Source organism: Sphingobacterium phlebotomi (assembly GCF_008180195.1).
GTDB classification, from domain to species: domain Bacteria; phylum Bacteroidota; class Bacteroidia; order Sphingobacteriales; family Sphingobacteriaceae; genus Sphingobacterium; species Sphingobacterium phlebotomi.
The window spans coordinates 77,635-101,503 of record NZ_VTAV01000002.1 but is presented as its reverse complement, the minus strand read 5'-3'; the positions used below and the strand labels follow the sequence as shown (position 1 = coordinate 101,503).

Here is a 23,869-nt window from a genome sequence, read left to right as displayed (position 1 = left end):
AGTGCCATTTTTAATTTAAACAAATGAGTAATCTAACATCCTTCGAAAGCGAAGAACAAGATGGTTATATCAAAATCGATCAGTATAATCAAAAACAAGTAGAAGAAATTGCAGGCTATTATCCTGCTATTTTACGGGCTATTGGTGAAAATCCGGAAAGGGAGGGATTGATTAAGACACCCGAGCGTGTCGCTAAAGCCTTGCAGTTTTTAACACATGGATACGATGTTGATGCAGCAGAAGTATTGCGGAGCGCCATGTTTGAAGAAGAGTATAGCCAGATGGTGGTGGTGAAAGATATCGAGATTTATTCGATGTGCGAACACCACATGCTTCCCTTTTTTGGAAAAGCGCATATTGCTTATATCCCTAACGGGCATATTGTAGGTTTGAGCAAGATCCCTCGTGTTGTGGATGCATTTGCGCGACGTCTACAAGTACAGGAACGATTGACAAATGAAATACGGGATTGTATACAACAAACGTTAAAGCCAGCAGGTGTTGCGGTAGTGATGGAATGTAAACACATGTGTATGGCAATGCGCGGTGTGCAGAAGCAAAATTCAGTTACGACCACCTCTGCCTTTACTGGAGCTTTCCAAAACGATGTTACACGATCGGAATTTCTAAGACTGATTACAGCCTCGCTGGATTAGTGGAATATTGTGCCAAAAAAAGCCCTTTTTGATATCAAAAAGGGCTTTTTTTAATTATTTTGGTTACACGACAGGAGCTTTAATTTATGTTAAAATTTTTTGTAATAGGGTGTTACTTCGTATTTTTGCGACTATGCTTGGAAATGAAGACGCATTAAATGCGTATTTAGAGAAGACATGTGATACAGAAAGTGAGCTTCTAAAGCGGATAGATAGGGAGACTTATTTGCGTGAAGCGATGCCACACATGTTATCTGGTCATTTTCAAGGAAGAGTTCTTTCTATGTTGGCTAAACTCGTGAAGCCCAAAAGAATATTGGAAATAGGTACGTTCACGGGGTATGCCACACTGTGTTTGGCAGAGGGGCTTGATGAAGAGGGGATGCTGCATACCATCGACATCAATGAAGAATTGGAAGAACGTGTACAAGGTTATTTTGATACTTCGTCTTTTCGGGAGCAAATAAAATATCATATTGGAGATGCCGCCGAAATTATTCCCACAATAGAAGGGAATTTTGATTTGGTGTTTATTGATGCCGACAAAAAGAGAAACCTTTATTATTTTGAAACGCTTATTGATCGCGTTTCCAGTGGAGGATTGATCTTAATAGATAATGTGCTATGGAAAGGGAAGGTTTTGACGGATAATCCGGATAACCAAACAAGAAAAGTAATTGAACTAAATGAAACCTTGGCAAAAGACAGCCGTGTAGAAAAGCTGATTTTGCCCATTAGAGATGGACTTTTTGTATTACGCAAAAAGTAATGGTTGGACAAAAATAAATGATATGCAAAAAACAAGTATTGGTAAGTATGTAACGATACTACTAATGTTTGTGTTTACGGTCACTACGACCATTGCACAAAAATTTTCACCAAGTAGTTATATTGCAGAGCATAAAGACTTAGCTCAACAATTGATGAACGAAACAGGAGTGCCAGCTTCTGTTATTTTAGCGGTAGCTTTTCACGAGAGTGCTTATGGCAACAGCCGCGTAGCGAAACATCTTAATAATCATTTCGGAATCAAAGGAAAAAATAACAGTAAAGCCATTCGCTCGGCGTATAAAGGATATGGATCTGCCGAAGAATCCTATCGCGACTTTGTGGGGCTAATGCAACGCCGAAAAGCAAACAGGGTACTTTTTGATAAGTATGATTCAGACGATTATGAGGGTTGGGTCAAAGGTATTTTCCGGGCCGGCTATACGAGTTTAAGCAGCTGGACACCTAAAGTATTGGCGACTATTAGACGCTATAATCTGGATAAATATGATCAAAAAGAACAGCAACCCGTTGCAAAAGGAATGTTAGCCAAAAGTGGTGCAGCAAAAATTCAACAGGACATATTGCTGAGTTCTATGGAAGCTAATGACACGTCTGCAGGTTTTACATCGGGTGAATCCCATGTCGTAACAAAAGGAGACACACTTACGGAATTGGCAACACGTTACAATACATCTGTAGAAGCGTTAAAAAGACGAAATAATTTGCAATCGTCGAACCTATCAATAGGTCAGCGTTTGTTGTTATAATCAAAAATGAAGAACAAGGCCTTATTTCTACTGCTCGTTACTGTCATACTGGTATTCGGTTCTTGCGCTTCACGTAAAACAACATTACAACATCCGAATTACGGAAAAAATAAGACAGACCAAGGTCGGACTCCGGTAACTACGTCAACATCTGGACTAACGTATATCGAGCAATATAAGGATATTGCTATTGCCGAAATGAACCAATACGGTATTCCTGCCAGCATAAAGTTGGCACAAGCGCTATTGGAATCGGGAAATGGAAATAGCTATCTAGCGCGAGAGGCCAATAATCACTTTGGAATAAAATGTGGGGGTGTATGGCAAGGAAAATCAGTTACACGCCCAGATGACCACGTGCGGGATTGTTTTCGTGTATATAATAACCCAGAACATTCGTTTCGGGATCATAGCCAGTTTCTATTGAGAAAACGCTATGAAAAACTTTTTACATTGGATAAGAACGACTACAAAGGTTGGGCAAAAGGATTGAAAGAAGCGGGATACGCTACAAATCCTCGCTATCCCGAATTGCTTATCAATTTGATAGAGCGGTATCAGCTTTATCAATACGATAGACCGGAAGTATCCTATGCTACTAAAGAGAAGCGGGAAGAGCAAGTAGAGGATATCATCCATGAAAGGGAGATCAAAGAACCGGAGGCCACCATGAATACCGAAGTGATTAAAAATGCAGTAGCGATGGTCATTTATGAAGTAAAAGCAACAGATACACTCTACAGTATTAGCCAACGTCATGGTGTGAGTATGGACCAAATCAAACAACTAAATGGCTTATCTTCTGATGATCTGTCTGTTGGTCAATTATTGGTTATCACGAAATAACGTAACAACAGTTAAAATGCAGCGCTGTTACGGGCTAAAAAATGTTAAAATTTCGTATTATAAGCTACTTTTCCCTTAGTTTTATAAAGTGGAAACCTTGAAGCATATACTCTTATTTTATTTGTTTTTCTATATGCCCATTGGAGTGGTAGCGCAGACCAAAACGGTGCAGGGAATCGTATTTGACAAAGGTACCAATCAACGGGTAGGAAAGGCTTTTATCAAAAACGACGACACAAAAGAAAATACATTCAATAATGCACGTGGTGAATTTGAAATCGGGGTTTCTTTAGGAAATTTAATTATTACATCGAAAGAGGGATATTTAGCTGATACGATAAAATATACCGGACAGCAGGTGCTGATGGTATACTTAGATCGTACCTCCATTTATATCCCCGAAGTACAGGTGGTCGCGCGGCGCTCGCCGGAAGACGTTTTACAGCAACGGAGAGAAGATTTTAATAAAGCGTACAAGCTTGCTGATCCCGGGTCCATATTTAGTGTCGGACAGACTGGGGCTGGACTAAGTATTGGATCCATATACAATATGCTAAGTCAGGAAGGAAAAAATGCACGTCGCCTGACGCGTTTTATTCAGCGAGAATATGAGGAAGATGTAATTGATTCCAAATTTACACGTGATCTCGTTAGTAATGTTACAGGGTTAACAGGTGAGACTCTCACTATTTTTATGAGTAATTATAGACCGACCTATTATTTTGCTTCTGTTTCCTCGCCTTATGAATTGACAACTTATATCAGAAGCAAGTATGAAATATTTAAATTAAATCCTAACTTGCGCTTTTTACCGAAATTACCGGAAATTGATTTAGAAGTAAATAATTAAAACGTCATGCTTAAAAAAATAAACCTTCTGTTCGTTGTTTTTTTGCTCGTCATGAGTCAGGTAAGTGTTGCACAGGTCGACCTTAAAGGATTAAGGGCAAAACCAGATACCAATATTGTGGAGAAGCCACAAGCACCCGTGACTAATCTGCAAGAGGTGATGGTCCCCATTCCAAAGTTGGACTTGGAGGTCAATTATTGGAAACACTGGACGAAGTTCGGTGTTAACATGAATCAAGCTTCGTTCAGCGAAAACTGGAGTGCAGGAGGGGTAAACTCTATTGCAATAGGTTTACTCGGTTGGCATAAATCAGAATACAATAAAAATAACTTTCAGTATGTGACGGAAATTGACTTGAGATATGGCAAGATTAGAAATAAAGACCAACTGGCGAAAAAGAATAACGACCGAATTTTTTGGGATCATAAAATAGCACATAAACTTTCTCAAAATTGGGCGATCTATTTCTCGGTAACATTCGAATCCCAGTTTGATGCGGGTTATAAATATGGAAAGGATTCTGAAACTAATGATGAGATTATTACAGATACTATTTCTAGGTTTATGGCTCCTGGCTATTTTACTGAATCTTTCGGTTTGGAATACAAGCCAGATAATACCTTCTCTTTGCGTTTAGGTACAGGTACAGCAAGACAGACATTGGTTCTAGACGACCGGATTTCGCAAAAAGCAAACGAAAAGGATCGATTTGGTGTTGATCAAGGTGCTCGGTTCAGGAATGATTTGGCTTTTCAAATAACAGCTAACTTAGACAGGAATCTGTCAAAGAACCTCAATATCAAGGCACGATATAATATGTTTGCGGACTATAAAGAACTTAGTGACCCAGATCATCGTTTGGATGCAGTTTTAACAGCTAAAGTTACTAATCTGGTCAATGTATCGTTAACCGGTATTATGGTTTATAATTCGGACGAAGATGTGAAGGTACAATATAGCCAAGCTTTGGCATTAGGTTTGACTTATACATTACCTAGATAGTATTATATAGATTGAGTGAGAAAGTATTGTTGCGCGTGAGAGGTTTTTGTTATTTCATTTTCGTTTTATGGCTGTTTGCATCCTGTGGCACACCAAAACAGCGGGTGTTGCGTAATGGAAACGCACCCGTGCTCCGCGCAGATACGATTAGAGTCGATCCGGATTCTATAAAACTGCCATCAATATCGGAGTCGTTAGCGGAAAAGCAAGTTATGGCGTTACCGGTAGCAATCACCACAGAAGATAAAATCAAGATGTTGATGCGTGAGGGTATTAATAAGAATGCCGACTGGTCGGAAGCTGCCCATTACGATATTAGAAAGCCAAATTTTGTTATTATTCACCATACGGCACAACATAGCATAGCGCAAACGATACGTACATTTCAGTTGGAGCATACCAAGGTCTCTGCGCATTATGTAATCGGTAAAGATGGTCGTGTTGTGCAGATGTTGAACGATTATCTGCGTTCCTGGCACGCCGGTCGATCGAAATGGGGAAATATTACAGATATGAACTCTGTATCTTTAGGTATTGAGTTGGACAATAATGGAAGAGAACCCTTTCCGGATGCCCAGATAAATGCACTCTTGACATTATTAGATACGCTAAAAGCCAAATATCAAATACCGTTCACCAATTTTCTAGGGCATGCCGATGTGGCGCCGGCACGTAAGAATGATCCTAGCGTATTTTTTCCTTGGAAACGGTTGGCAGACCGTGGTTTCGGGGTCTGGTATGACGAAAGTAACCTCGTTCCTCCCGCAGACAACTTTAATTATGTCGACGCGCTCCGTATCATTGGCTATGATGTTAGTAACCTCCATGCGGCTATCGTTGCATTTAAGCGCAAATTTATTGTTACTGATGTCGGTAAAGAATTGACAGACTACGACAGACGGGTTTTGTATAATCTATACCGACGGTACTTTTGATTTGAACATTGTTTGTAAAATCAACCCGAAGACAATCACACAGACGCAACCAACCAAGTTTAGCCAAAGGTAGGCCATAATATCGGCTTTCCAGATACCGAAAATAACCACTTCAGAAAGTACTGCAGCCCAAAATACAGCCTTTCCTCCAATACGTTTCACATAAAAAGCGACAAGGAAAATACCGAGTATGGTACCGTAGAAAAGCGAACCTAAAATATTGACGGCTTCTAAAAGGTTGCCGAGCTGGCTGGCATAGAGTGCCACCGCAAGCGTAATGATACCCCACACCAATGTAAATAATCTCGACGCATTGAGGTATCTCCTATCCGATCCTTTTTTGTTGATAAAGCGTTTATAGATGTCTACGACAGTGGTGGAGGACAGCGAGTTTATAGCGCTGGCTGTTGCTCCCATAGACGCAAGGAAGATAATGGCAATCAATAACCCGATAAGTCCTTTTGGAAAGGTGCTTGTTACGAACGAAAGGAAAATATAATTGTTATCATTAAGCTCCGCATCGGGATTATTTTTTTGCAATAGATCCTCCACCTCTTTTCGTAATACCTGATCTTGCTGATTCTTCTCCTGTAAGGCCTGACGGGAAGCATCAATCGTTTTGGAGTCATCGGCTTTAATGGCCGTGACTAATTTTTCTACCCACTCTTTCTTTTCTTCACCTATAGCCTCGTGACGTTGTATTATAGCGGCATATTCATCACTATATTGGCTATTTTCGATTTTAGCAACTTCTACATTATTAAAAAATAAAGGTGGCGTATGGAACTGGTAGTAAGCAAATACGAGAATACCAATCAATAAAATACAAAACTGCATCGGCACTTTTAGGAGACCATTCAGGAGAAGTCCCAACCTCGAATCCCGGATAGACGACCCCGTTAAGTATCGTCCTACTTGGCTTTGGTCTGTGCCGAAATAAGAAAGTTGCAGGAAGAATCCGCCAATGAGTCCAGTCCATACCGTATATTGGTTGTTGAGATCGAAACTCCAGTCTATCGCGTTGGTCTTGCCCGATTTTCCTGCGATATGTAACGCTTCGTTAAAGCCGATATCCGCAGGCAGGTAATGTACAACCATAACCCCGGCAGCCAATAAGGCCGTAAAAATGATGCCCATTTGTAGCAGCTGGGAATAAGAAACCGCTTTCGTTCCGCCCCAAACGGTGTAGAAGATGACCATCGTCCCAATAATCAGCGTGGTATACGTCACATCAAGATGTAAAATACTGGAGAGTATGATGGAGGGAGCGAAGATGGTGATACCTGTGGAGACACCCCTCTGGATGAGAAAAAGCAGCGCGGTGAGTACCCGTGTGTTTACGTCAAATCTTTTTTCTAGGAATTCGTAGGCGGTATAGACCCTTAATCGATGAAAGATGGGCACAAAAGTGATACACAGGACAATCATGGCCAATGGCAAGCCAAAATAGAACTGGGCAAAACTCATTCCAGAGGAATAAGCGAGGCCAGGAGCCGACAGAAACGTGATGGCACTGGCCTGTGTCGCCATCACGGAAAACCCTACGTTGTACCACGGTAGTTCGCGATCACCGACAATGTAGCCATCGATGTTTCTGATTCCCCTGCTCTTATAGATGCCGTAGACGACAATGAGCAGGAGCGTAAAAAAGAGTACTATCCAGTCAATAGTACTCATGAATAATATTTAGTGAACCCATACATGAGTAAGATGCATGCCGCAAGCCATATACAAACGAGTATATAGAACTGTCGCCAGCTTTTTACAAATGGTGGAAGGCCCTTATCTGTCACTTGGTTTATGTGGAAGGATTACGTTGATGAAGAAGACCGCCAACGCGAATCCAATCACCAAACCGCCGATAAAACCTAAAAAAGTACCCTTTACGATGATCGAAATCAATGCACCGAATATTGTTCCAAGCAATAGGATAATGCCTTTTACGTTTAGGTTTGCGTTGTTTTCTACTTGATTTTCCATTATACTATATTGTTTCTATTTCTCTTTTGCTAACAAATTTACAAATAATCTATTAGCTCCGGCAACTCCGGCGGGCAATTGTCTGAAAAAAGATAGGGAAGTATAAACAAATTTACCTTTTCCCATTCGATATATGAGTAAAGAACCATGGTGTTGTGGTTCATTTTTGTCGCCCATAGCAAGCGGTGTGCGATAATGTGAATCTATGTTTTCTGCAAAATAAAGCCCTCGTTCCTGCACCCAGCCGTCGAAGTCTTCCGCGGTGATGTTGTTCGGATAGTTCAACACCGGATCTTTAGGATCGGTAAACGTTACTTTCGCGTCCTCTTCTGTTACTCTGGCGCGGGTAATGGTGAAGGGTGCAGGTTTAGGTGAAAAGTGTTCTTCTTGTAATCTAGAATTTACGTTATATTGCATTAAAACGACACCACCCTCCTGTATGTAATGATAAATCAAGGGTAATTTTTGCGTAATACGTGCATGGATGTTTAAGGCGCGTACGCCAAATACAATAGCATCGTACTGCTGTAGTACATTTGAACTGATTTTAGTTACATCTAGTATATCAACTGCGGTGCCGATGTTTCGTAAAGCTTCCGGAACAAGGTCTCCTGCCCCCATGATATAACCAACTCTTTTTACAGGATTAACCAATTTAATAGGTCTTAGTTTTGCTTCGGCGTCGGGGAACCATGTTTGCCGGGGGATATGATTGTAGGTAATTTCACGGATGTCTTTCATCTTTTTCCCGTTGACCGCCAAGCTCAATATAGCTTCCTTTTGTCCGGCATCGACGTTGGTTATCTCCATGGTCTTTGAGAGGATATCTTGTCCGTTTGGAAAGGATAACGTCAATTTTTCGGGGGCTATTTTCCATCCTGTAGAAGAAAGGTTTATAGCGACTTGTATGTCTTTGTTTGTTTCAACATGCTTTTGGAATGTAACCTGTAAAGTTTTCCGTTCACCTTGTTGAACAAGTAAGTTATTGATGTCGAAAGTGGCGGTAACGGCTGGTGCAATTTCTACATATTCGTGCACCTCTCCCCTTACAGGATCGACATAGCGGTATCGTATAGGCGTTTGTATATGTATGGGAACGCCAGCCAAATTAAAATGAATATGGGCGGTGGGTAAATCAGGGTTCATCGGATAACCAAAGTTCTGCGGATCGACGCTAAATTTACCCTGTGTGTGGGGTTTGCGCAACCAGTAAGGCTGGGTGATGGCTGTCGGAAGGAGAACCTGTTCAAAGGTCGTCACTTCATTTGTCGGGAGTGTTTGTCCAATTTTATTTTCGTTGATGCCCAAAAGTTCCACGTGGACATCGGGATTGCGCACGACGATTTCCGTTTGAAAGTTGATCGGCTGTTGCTCAACCAAGCGTAATCTGGGCGTAAGACTTTCGACTTTTATCCCGGCACAAGCGAGCATAATAGTTTCCACCTCTTTGCTCTTTCTTTCTTTCCAGTAGCCATCTTCCAGTTTTTGGATTTCATGCCATATTGCGGCGAGCTGCGGAATAGAGCGCTGCGGTTTGTTTGCAATGAAAGACGACAAGAGCTTTTGGATTCCCAATTGGATGGGTTCGCTGTGGGGAAGGCGGTTCCAAGACAGATCAATATCGTCGAAAAGATCTTCAGTCGCCTTCGTGCCGGCCACGTTTTCAAATGTTTCGAGTGATATACCATTGGTACTTGCCGAACCAAAGCCTTGGCTTTTGTGCTGTGAACGGCTGATGGCAGACAATTCACCATATGATTTGCCCAATAAAGGGTTGTATTGACCGATATCGATGCGCAGTCGATTCGAATCATCTCCTTGGAGACGCATAAAACTAGCGGTATTCCAGAGCAAGCGTTTAGCCTGCCAGGGTTTTACTTCATTGAGCTGCTCCGGAAACATTTTGGGATCGGCCGCAGCTATAAAAGCTTCATGCGCGAGTATGGCAGAAGCTTGGTGATGGCCATGTCCGCCACGTTCATCTGGCGGAAAGCGCGTAATAATCACATCGGGTTGCAGCTTTCGGATAAGCCATACAGCCTCTCGTAAGACTTCTTGTTTTTGCCAAAAACTAAAGGTCTCGTCGTAGGTTTTGGAAAAGCCAAAATCGAATGCGGAAGAAAAGTACTGCTCTCCCCCATCCACTTTTCGTGCTTGTAAAAGCTCCTGTGTGCGTATCAACCCTAATTCTATTCCTTGTTCGGTACCGATTAAGTTTTGACCGCCGTCGCCGCGTGTCAGCGAAAGGTAAGCTGTGCGAACCTTACGTTCAGCAGCAAGGTATGATATCAGCTTCGTGTTTTCATCATCGGGATGCGCGGCAAAATATAAAGCAGAACCCAGAACATTCAATCTTTCCATCTGTAACTGAATGGCTGATGAGCTGCTGGAAAATGCCGATTGTGCTAAAGAAAAATGAACAGCAAAAAAGAATGCAAAGAAAATGCAGATGATATGTTGTCTCATAATGCCTAAAATAGGAAATATTTAAAAAAATAAAAGGAATCAGATGATTTCTGATTCCTTTTACCAACAATTAAAAATCTTTTGTCTAAAACTTCCAATTCAACCCAACGAATTTTGAAAAACCAAACGGGAACAGTCGATAGTTTTAAAATAGTAACCTTATAGTGATAGTAAAAATAGGATTAATAAATAGGAATTGTTCTCTTGTTGGCAAAAAACTTTTCCACAAAGGCGAAGTTATGAACAGGCTGTGTGCGTCCTATTTGTCGATAGAGCCGAGAACCCGCTGCATAAAGCCGTTTAATGCTTCTTTTTTAGGAGTACCTTCTTTAATGAGTTTGTCGACTTCTATTGCGCCATACATATTGGAAATCAATTCGCCGATTACATCAAGTTCCTCATCTTTTAATGAAGAAACCTCCGTCAGTGCCTCTAGCGTTTCGATAGTTTCTAACACAAAATCTGCGTCGTTCTGCTCTATAAACTCTATAAGATGTTTAATTACTGGTAACTTCATTTAATAACTCGATTAATCCGTCAATTTTATTTGTTTGTACTTGATTTACTAACTTTCCTCCTTTATATGCAGCAAATGTTGGCAAGTTGTTTACGTTTGCAAGCTTTCTGGATTCTGGAAATTTCTCTGCGTCAACGATTACGAATGCTACGCCGTCATTTTCTGAAGCTAATTTTTTAAATTTTGGTTTCATAATACGGCAGTTTCCACACCAGGATGCCGAAAACTGTACCATTACGGTATTGTTGTTGTCTACAACTTCTTGTAGAGCGTCTTTGTCTAATTCTTTTAACATAAAATTTTGATTTTTAAGAAAGGAGAGAGGACCTCTCCTTTCGATTTGCATATTTTAACTAGTTTGCGGATAGGTAAGTAGCAACGCCTTCACGTGTAGCGTTCATGGCTTCTTTACCCTCTTCCCAGTTCGCAGGACAAACTTCTCCGTGTTTTTGAACGTGCGTATAGGCATCAATCAAACGAATGTATTCTTTTACGTTACGGCCTAATGGCATATCATTTACGGATTCGTGGAATACTTTTCCCGTCTCATCGATAAGATAAGTTGCACGATAGGAAACAGCAGAACCTTCTACCAAGGTTCCGTATTCTGGGTGCTCTACTTCTTTCATTTCTAAAATACCCAATACGCTTGATAAGTTGCGGTTGGTGTCAGCAATAAGTGGATATTCTACACCTTCGATACCACCGTTGTCTTTTGCTGTGTTTAACCAGGCAAAGTGAACCTCTGCGGAGTCGCAAGAAGCTCCGATCACAATTGTATTTCTTTTCCCAAATTCTTCCGCAAGTTCTTGGAAAGCATGCAATTCTGTGGGACATACAAAGGTGAAATCTTTTGGATACCAGAACAACAATACTTTTTTGTTTTCTGCTTTCGCTTTCTCGAATACGTTAACAGTGAAGTTGTCACCTAAATAATCAATTGCATCAACTGCAATATTTGGAAAATTTTTACCTGTAAAACTCATAATACTTATATTTATTTTGTTCTTTCTTTTTGCACCACAAAAGTAGGCTTTTTATTGTCAAAAAAACATCAAAAATCTTTATATGATATTGTCAAAATCTATAAGGCTGTTCGGTTAGATATAATTAATGGTTATGGCATAAGTTAAGAAAAAAAACTATTTTTGTAACCATCTATGTCGGCCCCGTAGTTCAACGGATAGAATAGATGTTTCCTAAACATTTGATAGCAGTTCGATTCTGCTCGGGGCTACTATTTTTTTATATGCTGTGGGTTGCATATAATAAACGATGCATTAGATTATTTTTTTACAGCTAGAATTTCTACATCATCAATCCAGAGTTTGTCTCCCCCTTGAAGCATCCCCATATCTATAGACAAGCGGTAGCTACCATCCCGAGGTAATTTTATAGAACGAAAAGAATTTTTTCCGGATCTAGTGGAAGCGACTAGTTCACTATCCATCATTTTTTTAAGCTCTTTTTTGGGATCAGAATTTTCTAATCGAATAAAAACAACGGTTTCACGGCTAGCTACAGAATTAATCTTTATATCAAACTGTTCGCCTTTTTTCGCCTGGAAACTCCAGAACATAGTAAATGCAGAAGATTTATCGACGGACTCTTCCATCTGAATAAATGCCGACTTCTTGCCTGTGAGTTTGTATGTAGTATCTATACAAACTGTAGCCTGTACGCCCTCTGTTTTTCTAATCTCCCATCCACCTAAATTATCATCAAAATTGCCATTTATCTTTCTTCTATAAAGCTGTGCCCTAACATTGTAATTTCGTGTATCTAATGGAAAAACTCCAATCTCATTTCCCCAATTTATCCATTCATGGTACATTTCTTTTACTTTATCCGGATATCTGGCAGATAAATTGTTCATTTCTGTAGGGTCCGTATCCATATCATACAGAGACAGGTTTTTTTCATCCAATTGAGCGTCTTGTCGCGTTTTCGTCACTAATTTCCATTTTCCGTCGCGTACGGCAATGTTGGCTTCATGTTCCCAAAATATCTTTCCCCGATTGTTGTTATTTCCATTAAAATGAGGTTTTAAACTTTTCCCGACTAGAGAATGAATATTTTTTCCTTTATATGTGACAGGATAGCTTGTTTGCGAAACGTCCACACAAGTTGCCATAATATCACTGATGTGACCATAATTTGTTACAAAAGAATTATAAAGATTTTCATCAATACCTTTTGGCCAATGAATTATTAATGGAGTAGCGATGCCTCCTTCATTTGTATAATGTTTATATTCTCTGAAAGGTGTACTACTGACATTTGCCCAATTTACACGATAACTTTCAAACGTATCCTCTTTCCCATCCACCTCTTTTCGCTTTCCGCTACTTATGAATTCGGCACAGGCGCCATTATCACTTAAGAAAAATATTAACGTGTTGTCTAATTGGTTTTCTGCTTTTAACGCCTCTAGAATGCGTCCAACTCCTTGATCCATATTATCAATTTGTGCCGCATAAATAGCCATGCGCATAGCCATTTCGTTTTTCTTTTCATTTGATAAACTTTTCCAGTCTTTTATCACCGTATCTCTCGGAGAGAGGGTCGTATAACTGGAAAATAAGCCTATCTGCTGTTGTTTTTCGAAACGGTTTTTGCGAACGACATCCCATCCTACTTTATAAAACTCTTTGTATTTATCTATGTCGTTTTGCAAAGCATGCAACGGCCAATGGGGAGCGGTATAAGCAACATACATAAACATGGGGCTATCCGCATTTTTATTGAAATGCTGATGAATATATTTCACTGTTGAATCACTAATAGCATCTGTCAGGAAAAAATTATCAGGGGCTTTATATTGGTGATTGTCGGTATAAATTACGGGTGTGAAATAATTAGCGCCTCCCGGGATAATTCCAAAATAATGGTCAAATCCTCTTTGCTTTGGCCAGTTATCAATTACCATCCCGTCTATTTTGCGTTCATTTGTCACATGCCATTTACCTGTCATGTAAGTACCGTAGCCAGCAGCTTTCAATACTTCGGCAATGGTTACCGAATTGTCGCTGAGATTTCCTTGGTACGCGGGGGTACCTAAATCCGCAGCAGCCATCCACCCCATTCCTGCTTGATGGGGGTAAAGCCCTGTTAACAAAGACGCCCTTGTAGGGCAACATCTCGCCGCATTGTAAAATTGCTTATATCGGAGACCTTCTTGGGCAAGCCTGTCTAGATTTGGTGTTTCTATTTCTCCACCATAACAACCAAGATCAGAATATCCTAAATCATCGGCCATAATCAATACAATGTTTGGTCGTTTATCCTCCTTTCCTTGCTGTGCCTTTAATGACATATTACAAAGCGACCCTATCATTAACAATAAAAATAAACTTTTCTGAAGCAAATTCATATTTAACATATTACGTGGTATTAATAATTCTTTTCAGAGCTTGTTTTTTTATTATTATATAACGGTGTTTACATGCCTTTTATTCTATTTAACTCCTTTGCCAGCTCTTTAACCTTTTCAGGGTACTTCGCAGAAAGATCATTCATTTCTTCCGGATCTTCTTTAAGATTGTAAAGTTGGGGAGCGCTACTTAAACCTGTTTCGATGGTTTTATTTGCTAGCCAGTCAGGTACTTCTTTTGATAAAGGCTCTATATATTTCCACGCTCCAGATCTTATAGACATCGTAAAAGATTCCTGAAGCATACTTTTTCTTCCATCACTAGAATTCCCAAGTAATACTTGAGACATGTCCTTACTGTCGGGAGCATTTTTATTGTCCACTTGCTGACCCGTTAATGTCGCTAAGGAAGCAAATAAATCTACTTGGTTAAATAACGCATCACTTCGTCCAGGTTTGATTACATCTGGCCAATAAGTAATGGTGGGCATACGCGTACCTCCTTCGTAGGCGCTATACTTGCCCCCTCTATATATACCTGAAGGTTGATGCTCTCCTATTAATTCCACCGCATTATCGGCGTAACCATCATCAAGTACAGGACCGTTATCACTACTAAATATGACCAATGTATTTTTATCGATGCCTAAATCACGAAGATTTTTCATTATCTCACCTACCATCCAATCCATTTGTACGATATCATCACCTCTAGGTCCCATTTCCGTGGCTCCTACAAACTTTGCATTTGGAGATCTTGGAACATGAATGCTAGGTAACGAGTAATACATAAAAAATGGCTTATCTTTATGTTTTGTAATAAACGCCTTAGCTTTTTGGGACAAAACCGTGGCAAATTCTTCGTCTTTCCAATGGGCGCTACTACCCCCACTCATAAATCCTATTCTACTAATTCCGTTAATTATCGTACCGCTGTGCTGTGTATCAGCTTTCATTTTTAGCTGTTCAGGATGTTCCAAACCCGTTGGGAGTGTACCGATTTTGTGGTCATAACTAACTTCTATAGGATTTTCTTTTTCTAAGTTTACGACACGTTGGTTTTCTACAAATACGGTAGGTACCCTGTCTGCCGTGGCAGGAATAAGAAAGCTATAATCAAAGCCAATCTCTTTCGGCCCCGGTTTGATTTCTATGTTCCAATCAGGCTCTCCGTTCCCTAGACCTAAATGCCATTTGCCAATTACGCCGGTTATATAGCCGGCTTTTTTTAACATATCGGCAATAGTTACACGTTCGGGATCTATAATTAAAGGCGCATCTCCGGGTAATATAGCGGCGTTGTTTCTAAAGGCGTAACTACCGGTTAGCAAGGAGTATCTGGAAGGTGTACAGGTTGATGCAGATGAATGCGCATCCGTAAAAAGTAGCCCATTATTCGCCAGTTCATCAATGTGCGGTGTTTTCACAGCTTTTGCGCCGTAACAGCTTAAATCTCCATAACCTAAATCGTCCACATAAATAATCAAGATATTAGGTTTTTGACGGGGCTGCATTTGTTTAGGCATACATGTGACTAATAAAACAAAGGTAATAGCGGCACTCAGAAGTGTTAATTTTTTCAATTTCATCAATTTAATGCTGGACGTCATTATCTTATCTGCTCTATTGTTTTTCCAAAAGTTTCGTAAAATCCGGATGCGATAATGGATTGGTGTAATATTCACCAAAAGGATCGAGATTATATGATTTTTGAAGAAATAATGGATTTAAAAACCAGGAATCCGAAGAGGCTTTAACGTCTTTTGTATATCCCTGCTGAAATAACGGATAAGTCGCCAATACGACGTTGTATGCCTTGAAATAACGATAATAAGTATGAAGGTAATTTGGAACATACCAATCCTGAGAAAGGAACATCTCTTCCCATTGCTGATAAGGTATTTTGCCTGTATTGACCAACGTTAGCCATTCATGAATTTTGATGTGAGTAGGAAGTTGGTATTTCTGAACAAAAGCTAGGCCTTTCGCATTGCCTGCGATGCTATCACCAAAATGTTTATTATATAATCTAAACAACGAAAATTCCGGAACGATAATCGGCTTGTCCGGCATCAAAGTTCTCACGAAATCTAAGGCCTGCGGTATCTGTAATGTATCTGCAATATGCAGGTGTACAGCTAGACCCTTTACCTCTGCCCGGCTTTGTGCAAATTTAATTAGCTCGTATACACCGGGTGTCTGTTGTTGTTTTTTTTCAAAAAGCGCAGGCAAGGATCCGGCATAAATCTCCGGTAACGTCCATGTGGGATGATTTTTATAGTATGCTATAATATGATTCATTAAACGCTCCGTAAATACAATTAGTGGGACTTTTCCCTTATCATTATATTCTAGGTCGCTGTCAATTGTCTCCAGATTAGGTTCGTTTGCAAGCTTAAAGATGTCGACGTAAGCTCCCACTCTATCCATTATCTTATCTACCGTTTTGAAATAGGCTGCTTCGCTCGCAGATCCTGGTTCCGGCAAAGTTAGATTTCGCCGCTTAAAGTCCCATCTAAAACCAAAAGCAATACGATAGCCTATCTTCCCTGCTTCCACTATTTTTTGTAAGGACGTGTCGGTTTCAGCGACTAACATTCCATCAACATAGTCGAGAATACGGGGTGTAGCACGAATCCATTCCACATTAATTTTTTTTACATATTTAAAATCGATGTTTTCCGGATTATGATTAAAATTCAACCCTAATTGTTGAGAAAACGCAGGGATAAAACTAAAGCCACAGGCCAATAATGCAGCGAAAATATATTTTAAGGAATTCATCATATCTTGAATTTAGTTATAAGAAGAATAAAATTTATTTGCTCTTTCGGAATCGGGCATTAGTTTCCCGTTTTCCCATTTAACCGGAACGACGGCAGGCCGACAAGTAACAGGATAGCGGGTGCCCATTGTTCCCCGTGGATTAAAGAATGTGGAAGACCACAGATCGCCATTACCATCGGTAAAGATATTATTATGGCCTCCCTCGATAATCGCCGGGTAGCGGGGTCCGTAGGGACCATATATATTATCCGATTCAGCTACGACCACATCATAACTATGCAATGATTTTAAATCTTTTCGATCGTCTCTGACGTAGGTATAATCGCCATCAGGCTTCAATACCGACCAGACAGTTTGTAATAACTGATATTTGCCGTCATGTTTAGTCATATACACTCCCTCGATATACGGTTCGGGGTCATAGGGCATTTCGATAAATTTACGGTAGGGTTCGGCAATATCACTTAAATCGGGTTTCATTTTCGCAATATAGTGGTTGTGCGCAACGACATATACCTCACCGTTATCATCTTCAAATAAGCTGGCGTCAATATTTTCGTAAATAGGTTTGGCCGCATTTCCTTCAATATTTACATAGGGTCCTTGTGGCAATCCAGAGATACTTTCCAGAATGAAAGAGCCTCCTCCTCCATTTAAGCAAGCAATGATCATCCACTTTTTCTGGCTGGCTATGTAATGCAGTTCCGGAGCCCAGACCGCTCTATACAAAGAGTCGAGTGGATCGTTGTTGGGTGAAACAGCACCTGCTTTTAATGGTTTTCCTTTTTTTTGCCAATCTGCAGCATCTGCATCAAAACTCCAGATAAGACCCATAGATTCCCAATTTTTCATATCCTTTGATTTCCACATATATAGCCCGTCGTTATAATCCCAACAATGTACCTTCCCCTCGGGGAACACACGATCTGGCGACGCTGTTGTACCTGTTAGATAATAGTTTCCATCAGGACCATACATGATGAACGCATCTCGCATCCACACATCCAAAATGGGACTAACCACCTCTGGAACAGTTAATGTTTTATTCCCAATAGGCGCTGAAGGATCACTGAAGACTGTTTCAGCATCCGAATCATTATTTTTTTGTGACCCGCATGCTGTTACGGAAAGTACAAGCAATAGGAAACCGGTAAATATTTTGAGTTTGTGAAGACTATTAATGAACATAAGTTGTATCGTGCTTGATATAATAAACATTAGTTTTTTCCTGTTACTTGTTTAATTGTCTGAATTTCTGTTTCGCTGAAAGGTGTACCATCTTTTCTTAAGATATCGTGAAACCATAATTCTGGTTCTTTTCCCGATGGAATAGGTGTGTCCCAGGCGAAAATGGTATTGGTTTTACCTGCCACGAAGCCCCAGTTGATAGCTCCTACATTTTCTTTTTTAAGAAGCGGCATAATATTTCCAAAAAGACTTCCGTTTCTTCTTGCCATATATTCCGTACAGATAAGCGGACGATTATATTTTTTCAGTTCTATAATTTCCCGTGCATGATTATCTATATAGGAATAGTTATGGTAGGTAATAATGTCTGAATTTTTTAATTGAAATTCATTTAACGCCTTAAAGCGGTCATTATTGTTCCATACGCCGGCTGTGATAGGTTGAATAGTTTTTACCGTTCTGGCCCAGGCAAAAGCGGCTTTCAGTAGGGGAAAGCTCTTCTCGACACTTTTTTGATTTCCAGGTTCATTATATAAATCCCACATTAAAATGCGTTCGTCATTTTTGAAGGTATTCATGATATCTTTTACATAGGCTTCCAATACCTTCAAAGTATCCGGGTTCGTATAAATCATCGTTCCGGGGTCTCTGACCCATCCGCTATTATGGATCCCCGGTTTTGGAGCCGGTTGTTTTCCAGCAGTGTATACGTCGTTCCAGCAATCATCAAAAAACACTAAAATGGTTTTTATACCGTGTTTACTAGATATATTTAAATAGTCATCAAGTCTTTCTTTAAAACCCTCTTTATCAGATGTCCATAAAATGTGGTGTAGATATACTCGCATCACGTTGAAACCTATATCTTTTGCCCAACCTAGCTCCCTATCAATTGTTGTTGAATCGTATGTGTCTTTTTGGAACATCTCCAATTGATTTATGGCTGTACTTGGTTGAAAATTGCAACCGCTAATCCACGGTTGCTTTTTATACCATTCGTTTGCTTTTTCCACTGTCCATACGCCGTTCTGAGCGTTTAAAGTGATGGATAAAAGCAGTAAAAATCCTGTTAAAATCTTGTTCATCTTCTAAATTGTTTGTGTTCTTTCTTAGTTATATCCGGGATTTTGAGTACAAAGTTTATTTGCCTCGATTTCGGATTGTGGAATAGGAAACAGGAGTTTATCGGTTGTGGCCAGATCGGATGAAACACCCCGTGCGATCGCCGACGAGACAAATGTTCCTTGACGGATCAAGTCCTCCCGACGTTTTCCTTCCGAAATAAATTCCCAGCCTCTTTCTCTAAAAATCGCTTCTCGGAAACTTTCTTTTGTAGGCGTATCCGTTAAGCTTAAGTTGGGAAGGCCTGCCCTTGTTCGCACTTGATTAATTAAAGAAAAACATTCTACAGGAGGTGTGCCAGCAGCTAATTCATTTAATGCTTCCGCTCGGGATAACAGGATATCAGCATATCGGATAATTGGAACATCGTTTCCACTATTATTTCCCACCGTATTATTATCCCAATATTTAAAACTTCGCGCATTATCGCCGTTCAAAAGATTTACTGTTGCATTGCTATTATTAATGTAGCTGGTGCAGATTAACGAACGTCTTTTATCGTTTGCTGCAAGGCTGTTTACAAAGTCCGTTCTTAAACGGTATTGCGTCGCAAAGTTTGCCATGGTAGATTGGTAAACGAAGTCAGGAACTTGTGGTGTACTTTTAAAGCCGGCAGGCAAGGCCCCGGCCATAAACCAATTACCAAAGTCGACTTCATTTCGACAAGGCAATACGAGCAGCATCTCCCGGTTGTCAATGCCTTTGTTTTCTACTTTAAAAAGGTCCTTAAATTCATGCTGTGTAGTGGTGTAGTAATTTAAGTCCATGACAGCTTTACAAGCGTCGGCGGCTTTTTGCCATTGCTTTGTGTTTAATAAAAACTTTGCTAAAATACCTGTTGCATTTCCCTTGTTAAGGCGTCCAAACGTCTCCTCCCGCCCCGGATTGGGTAGATCTGGGATGGACTCCATAATTTCAGTTTCAACGAATATCTTCATTTCGTCATCGGTGGCTCGGGCTAAATCTCCTGGCTGTGAAGTTGAGGTTCTTAACGGAACAGGACCAAACCAATTGTATAAAATGGCATAAGCCTGTGCCCGTAATACGCGAGCCTCTGCTTTTATTTTTTTCTTTGTTTCTTCATTTGCATTAAGCTGATCAACATTGGCAACAACATCGTTGGCATCTCTTATACACCGATAGTTCGGCGCCCAAACGTCACCCTGAAAGCTTAAAACACCGGTATCCCAGGTAAAATTCATAATATGTATCAATTGACCATTTTCTGCACCACCTGAATTCAGTGCCATATCTGTGCACACCTCGGAGTTGTTAATCACAAACCGGGAGTTCTGCTGCGTTTGTTGGTGTGCATAAGCAGAAAAAAGTAACGTTGTTATCCCTTTTTCCGACGTTAGGACATTACCCGGAGCAAACTCTGAGTTTGGTGTTACATCAAGCAATCTTTCGCAGGAGCTAAAACCTAGTGATAGGGCTATTGCTACAACGCTTATATATCGATATATCTTTTTCATCTCTTTAATTTTTGAATCTTAGAATTGAACATTTATTCCTCCAGTAAAAATTCTGGTTAGCGGATACGAATTATAATCTACTCGTAGCACATTATCTCCTATAGCGTTTACGGCAGGGTCGACACCCGAATATTTCGTGAACGTATGAAGGTTCTGACCGTTAACAAATACGGTTACATTGTTGATAAATTTATTTTTTGGTAAGGGTAATTTATAGGCTAGCCTAACAGATTGTATTCGTAAATAGGACGCGTCTTCCACGGTCTTGTTCGTTACATTTTTATTCCCTTGTGGATCACCTGGGATAAAGGATGGGTATTCATTCGTTGGGTTTGATGGTGTCCAGCGGCTTAAATATAAATCTGCTAATTTGTTTCTTCTGAAATCAACCGGATAATAGGAGTCTACCAGGCTACTATTTAACATTTTTGCACCATGTGAGCCTTCCAGAAATATAGCAAGCGACAAGCCTTTGTAACTTACAGAGGTATTGAATCCATAATAGAAGTCAGGTAGTGAGCTACCCAGTACCATCCTGTCGTTGGTATTAATGAGATTATCTCCATCGATATCTTTGTATTTTAGATCCCCCGGTCTAACCCCCGGTTGTGCCGTAGAAAAATCGTCGTCGGTTTGCCATACACCTTCGACAATATAGCCGTAAAAAGAGCCGATAGATTCTCCGGGTTTTAGTATGCTGTATTGTCCGATATTTCCCGGTCCCTCGCCGATAAACTGCTCTACACTACCCAAACTTAGCACTTTATTTTTCAGTGTTGTGATATTAAAACCGGCATCCCATTTCAAATCGCTTTTATCCAATAGTATACCGTTTACAGCTGCCTCAATCCCGGTGTTTCGCATGCTTCCTACGTTTTCAGTTCGAGCCGCGAAGCCAGTGCTTAACGGTTGAGGAACACTGTAAAGAAGGTTATATGTTCTTCTATTGTAATAATCTACGCTACCCGTAATTCTGGATTTCCATAATCCAAAATCTAAACCAATATCCACTTGTTGAGCAGACTCCCATTGCAATGCCGGATTTGGGCTTCGTGACGGGGCCAAGGTACTTACCCGTTGTCCGTTGAAAATTGCATCTCTACCGCCAGAATAGGTCGAGAAATATAAATAATTTACATTGGGTTGATTCCCGATGGCACCATAGCTTGCTCTGATCTTAAGCTCGTCTACTGCGGAAACATCCGCAAGGAAATTTTCCTGCTTCATTTTCCATGCTAGCGCCAAGGAAGGGAAATATCCAAATCGGTTATCTGGCCCAAATCTGGCCGAACCATCTGCTCTTATAGAAGCTGTAACCAAGTATTTGTCCATTAATGCATAGTTAACTCTTCCCAAATATGAAAGTAGGATGTTTTCCTGTGCGCCATTTCCTACACCGTTTAAGGTAGCTTCCCCAGATGCCAAGGCATAATAGGTTAGATCTGGTAACGCAAAATTTCGGGCATTTGCGATAAGTGTACTGGATGTATAGCGTTCATAGGTAGAACCAGCGACGGCATTAATGCTATGTACACCAAAAACTTTATTGTAATTTAATGTTCCTTCTAACAGGTAATATCCTCTTTTCCCGTCCCTTACATCAGCGTAACCGCCATAAGATGCACCGGTCAACGTAGAAGGGTCGATCCAGAAAGATCGTTTTGAATTGTTTAAATCCACTCCTACCCGCGCTTTAGCCGATAAAGATGGGATAAAGAAATATTCGGCAAACATGTTTCCAAAGGTGCGGTACGTATCCCCGACAGAATATTGTCCATGGATTACAGCCAATGGGTTGTCCATTGGCGCCATTAGGGGAGAACGGAAATACGACAAATCAGTGTCTAAAGCGGGAGATGTTGGATCATAATTCTGTGCCATATATAATGCACTGGCATTGTCATTGATTCCGGTTCCATTTGCATTGTAGTTGTCACTAATATAGGATGTAGAGAGGCTTATTCCTATGTTATATTTAGAAGGTAGGCCGGTTTCTAAGTTTACGGAAGCATTATATCTAGTTGTTCCTGAGTTTAACATTACACCGTCCTGGTCGAAATAACCAGCGGATATATAGTACTTTGTATTACTGCTCCCCCCACTAAAAGAAATATCATGCGACTGAATCGGAGCATTTTTCAACAATAACTTTTGCCAGTCTGTATTGTAATTTGTGCCTGTAACAGGTATATAGCTACTGGTATTTAAATTACCGTCTGCTATAATACCATTTAGTGCAGAAGTATATTCGTCGCCGTTCATATAACGCTGTGTATTAGCAACCTGCTGTTGACCAAAAGTTGCGTTATAATTAACCGTTGTTGCACCTTCCCGTCCCTTTTTCGTCGTAATCAACACAACACCATTGGCGCCGCGGGAACCATAAATTGCCGTTGCAGAAGCATCTTTCAAAATCTCTATAGAAGCAATGTCTGCCGGATTTAATGTATTTAACGGTGATCTATTGTTCGGGTTGTTTGTCGCCCCTCCAACACCGGGAGCCCCGATTGCAGCAGCATCGTTAATCGGCATACCATCAATCACATATAGAGGTGCGTTATTCCCGGTGATAGACGTTATTCCCCTGATTTGCACACTCATCGCCGCACCCGGTTCTCCACTTTTTTGATATATCTGCACGCCGGGAACCCTTCCCTGCAATGCCTGTTGCATATTGATATTTGATCCTTTGGTAAGATCTTCTGCTTTTATGGAAGCAACCGAGCCGGTTAGGTCACTTTTTCGTAATGAACCATATCCAATAACAACAACTTCACTCAAGGTTTTATCTTCCGGTTCTAATGTAACATCTAAGGTGGTTCGACCGTTCAGCGGAATTTCTTGTGTGGCATAACCGATATATTTAAAAATCAATACCGCACCTGAGGTGGATAAATTTAGCGTATAGTTCCCGTTTCCATCTGTCGCGGCCGTATGGGTTGTGTTTTTTACGGAAACGCTAACACCTTCAAGTGAGGTTCCATTGGTACTCGAAACGTTGCCTTTTACATGACTTTGCTGTGCATGTAAAGCTCCCGAAAAGGCAATCATTAACAATGCAATAAGATACTTTAGCCTATTGCGCAGCGATGGGATCATCATGTGGTCCATTTTAGTTTAATTTTAGTGTATAT

At 40.5% G+C, this 23,869-nt stretch carries 20 protein-coding genes and 1 tRNA gene; 8 read left to right on the top strand and 13 right to left on the bottom strand.

Annotation, left to right across the window (positions count from 1 at the left end):
* Positions 1-23: 23 nt before the first annotated feature.
* From folE to FXV77_RS04470, 7 genes are all read left to right on the top strand, one after another.
* The gene (gene folE, locus FXV77_RS04500) at positions 24-656 is read left to right on the top strand and encodes a GTP cyclohydrolase I FolE (RefSeq protein ID WP_148918016.1); all 633 of its coding nucleotides are present in this window, start codon (positions 24-26) and stop codon (positions 654-656) included.
* A gap of 133 nt (positions 657-789) precedes the next feature.
* Complete coding sequence (locus FXV77_RS04495; protein WP_148918364.1) at positions 790-1,425, top strand: O-methyltransferase; 636 nt, start codon at positions 790-792, stop codon at positions 1,423-1,425.
* Positions 1,426-1,447: 22 nt separating this feature from the next.
* Complete coding sequence (locus FXV77_RS04490; protein ID WP_148918015.1) at positions 1,448-2,194, top strand: glucosaminidase domain-containing protein; 747 nt, start codon at positions 1,448-1,450, stop codon at positions 2,192-2,194.
* A 6-nt stretch (positions 2,195-2,200) separates the two neighbouring features.
* Entirely contained in the window at positions 2,201-3,040 is an 840-nt protein-coding gene (locus FXV77_RS04485; RefSeq protein ID WP_148918014.1) for a glucosaminidase domain-containing protein, read from the top strand.
* A 97-nt stretch (positions 3,041-3,137) separates the two neighbouring features.
* On the top strand, positions 3,138-3,890 hold the full coding sequence (locus FXV77_RS04480) for a hypothetical protein (protein WP_246162269.1): 753 nt from the start codon (positions 3,138-3,140) through the stop codon (positions 3,888-3,890).
* Positions 3,891-3,896: 6 nt separating this feature from the next.
* Positions 3,897-4,892, top strand: coding sequence for a DUF3078 domain-containing protein (locus tag FXV77_RS04475; RefSeq protein WP_148918013.1), 996 nt, complete (start codon positions 3,897-3,899; stop codon positions 4,890-4,892).
* A gap of 11 nt (positions 4,893-4,903) precedes the next feature.
* The gene (locus FXV77_RS04470; protein WP_246162267.1) at positions 4,904-5,827 is read left to right on the top strand and encodes an N-acetylmuramoyl-L-alanine amidase; all 924 of its coding nucleotides are present in this window, start codon (positions 4,904-4,906) and stop codon (positions 5,825-5,827) included.
* Here FXV77_RS04470 and FXV77_RS04465 read toward each other — a convergent pair.
* From FXV77_RS04465 to FXV77_RS04440, 6 genes are all read right to left on the bottom strand, one after another.
* Positions 5,807-7,504: a sodium:solute symporter gene (locus FXV77_RS04465; protein WP_148918012.1), complete on the bottom strand. Its 1,698-nt coding sequence runs from the start codon at positions 7,502-7,504 to the stop codon at positions 5,807-5,809. The two genes, FXV77_RS04470 and FXV77_RS04465, sit on opposite strands and share 21 nt — an antisense overlap.
* 105 nt (positions 7,505-7,609) lie before the next feature.
* A complete protein-coding gene (locus tag FXV77_RS04460; protein WP_148918011.1) occupies positions 7,610-7,807 on the bottom strand; it encodes a hypothetical protein in 198 nt (65 codons plus the stop codon).
* Positions 7,808-7,822: 15 nt separating this feature from the next.
* Positions 7,823-10,273, bottom strand: coding sequence for a PIG-L family deacetylase (locus FXV77_RS04455; RefSeq protein WP_148918010.1), 2,451 nt, complete (start codon positions 10,271-10,273; stop codon positions 7,823-7,825).
* Between the two features lie 259 nt (positions 10,274-10,532).
* The gene (locus FXV77_RS04450; protein ID WP_148918009.1) at positions 10,533-10,790 is read right to left on the bottom strand and encodes a DUF6952 family protein; all 258 of its coding nucleotides are present in this window, start codon (positions 10,788-10,790) and stop codon (positions 10,533-10,535) included.
* Entirely contained in the window at positions 10,771-11,085 is a 315-nt protein-coding gene (locus FXV77_RS04445; protein ID WP_148918008.1) for a thioredoxin family protein, read from the bottom strand. The genes FXV77_RS04450 and FXV77_RS04445 overlap by 20 nt, the downstream gene beginning before the upstream one ends.
* A 58-nt stretch (positions 11,086-11,143) precedes the next feature.
* Positions 11,144-11,776, bottom strand: a complete 633-nt coding sequence (locus tag FXV77_RS04440) for a peroxiredoxin (protein ID WP_148918007.1) — start codon at positions 11,774-11,776, stop codon at positions 11,144-11,146.
* 179 nt (positions 11,777-11,955) lie between these two features.
* Here FXV77_RS04440 and FXV77_RS04435 point away from each other — a divergent pair.
* Positions 11,956-12,027, top strand: a tRNA-Arg gene (locus FXV77_RS04435).
* Between the two features lie 48 nt (positions 12,028-12,075).
* On the opposite strand, the gene FXV77_RS04430 is transcribed toward FXV77_RS04435, so the two are convergent.
* The 7 genes from FXV77_RS04430 to FXV77_RS04400 all read right to left on the bottom strand — a co-directional run bounded on the left by FXV77_RS04430 (position 12,076) and on the right by FXV77_RS04400 (position 23,837).
* Complete coding sequence (locus FXV77_RS04430; protein ID WP_246162266.1) at positions 12,076-14,106, bottom strand: arylsulfatase; 2,031 nt, start codon at positions 14,104-14,106, stop codon at positions 12,076-12,078.
* Between the two features lie 125 nt (positions 14,107-14,231).
* A complete protein-coding gene (locus FXV77_RS04425) occupies positions 14,232-15,689 on the bottom strand; it encodes a sulfatase-like hydrolase/transferase (protein WP_246162263.1) in 1,458 nt (485 codons plus the stop codon).
* Between the two features lie 97 nt (positions 15,690-15,786).
* Positions 15,787-16,950: a hypothetical protein gene (locus tag FXV77_RS04420; RefSeq protein WP_148918005.1), complete on the bottom strand. Its 1,164-nt coding sequence runs from the start codon at positions 16,948-16,950 to the stop codon at positions 15,787-15,789.
* Positions 16,951-16,959: 9 nt separating this feature from the next.
* Positions 16,960-18,168: a family 43 glycosylhydrolase gene (locus tag FXV77_RS04415; protein ID WP_246162262.1), complete on the bottom strand. Its 1,209-nt coding sequence runs from the start codon at positions 18,166-18,168 to the stop codon at positions 16,960-16,962.
* Complete coding sequence (locus tag FXV77_RS04410) at positions 18,168-19,223, bottom strand: glycoside hydrolase family 2 TIM barrel-domain containing protein (RefSeq protein WP_148918004.1); 1,056 nt, start codon at positions 19,221-19,223, stop codon at positions 18,168-18,170. The genes FXV77_RS04415 and FXV77_RS04410 overlap by 1 nt, the downstream gene beginning before the upstream one ends.
* Positions 19,224-19,247: 24 nt before the next feature.
* On the bottom strand, positions 19,248-20,735 hold the full coding sequence (locus FXV77_RS04405) for a RagB/SusD family nutrient uptake outer membrane protein (RefSeq protein WP_148918003.1): 1,488 nt from the start codon (positions 20,733-20,735) through the stop codon (positions 19,248-19,250).
* Between the two features lie 18 nt (positions 20,736-20,753).
* Positions 20,754-23,837, bottom strand: a complete 3,084-nt coding sequence (locus tag FXV77_RS04400) for a SusC/RagA family TonB-linked outer membrane protein (protein WP_246162260.1) — start codon at positions 23,835-23,837, stop codon at positions 20,754-20,756.
* Positions 23,838-23,869 lie beyond the last annotated feature (32 nt).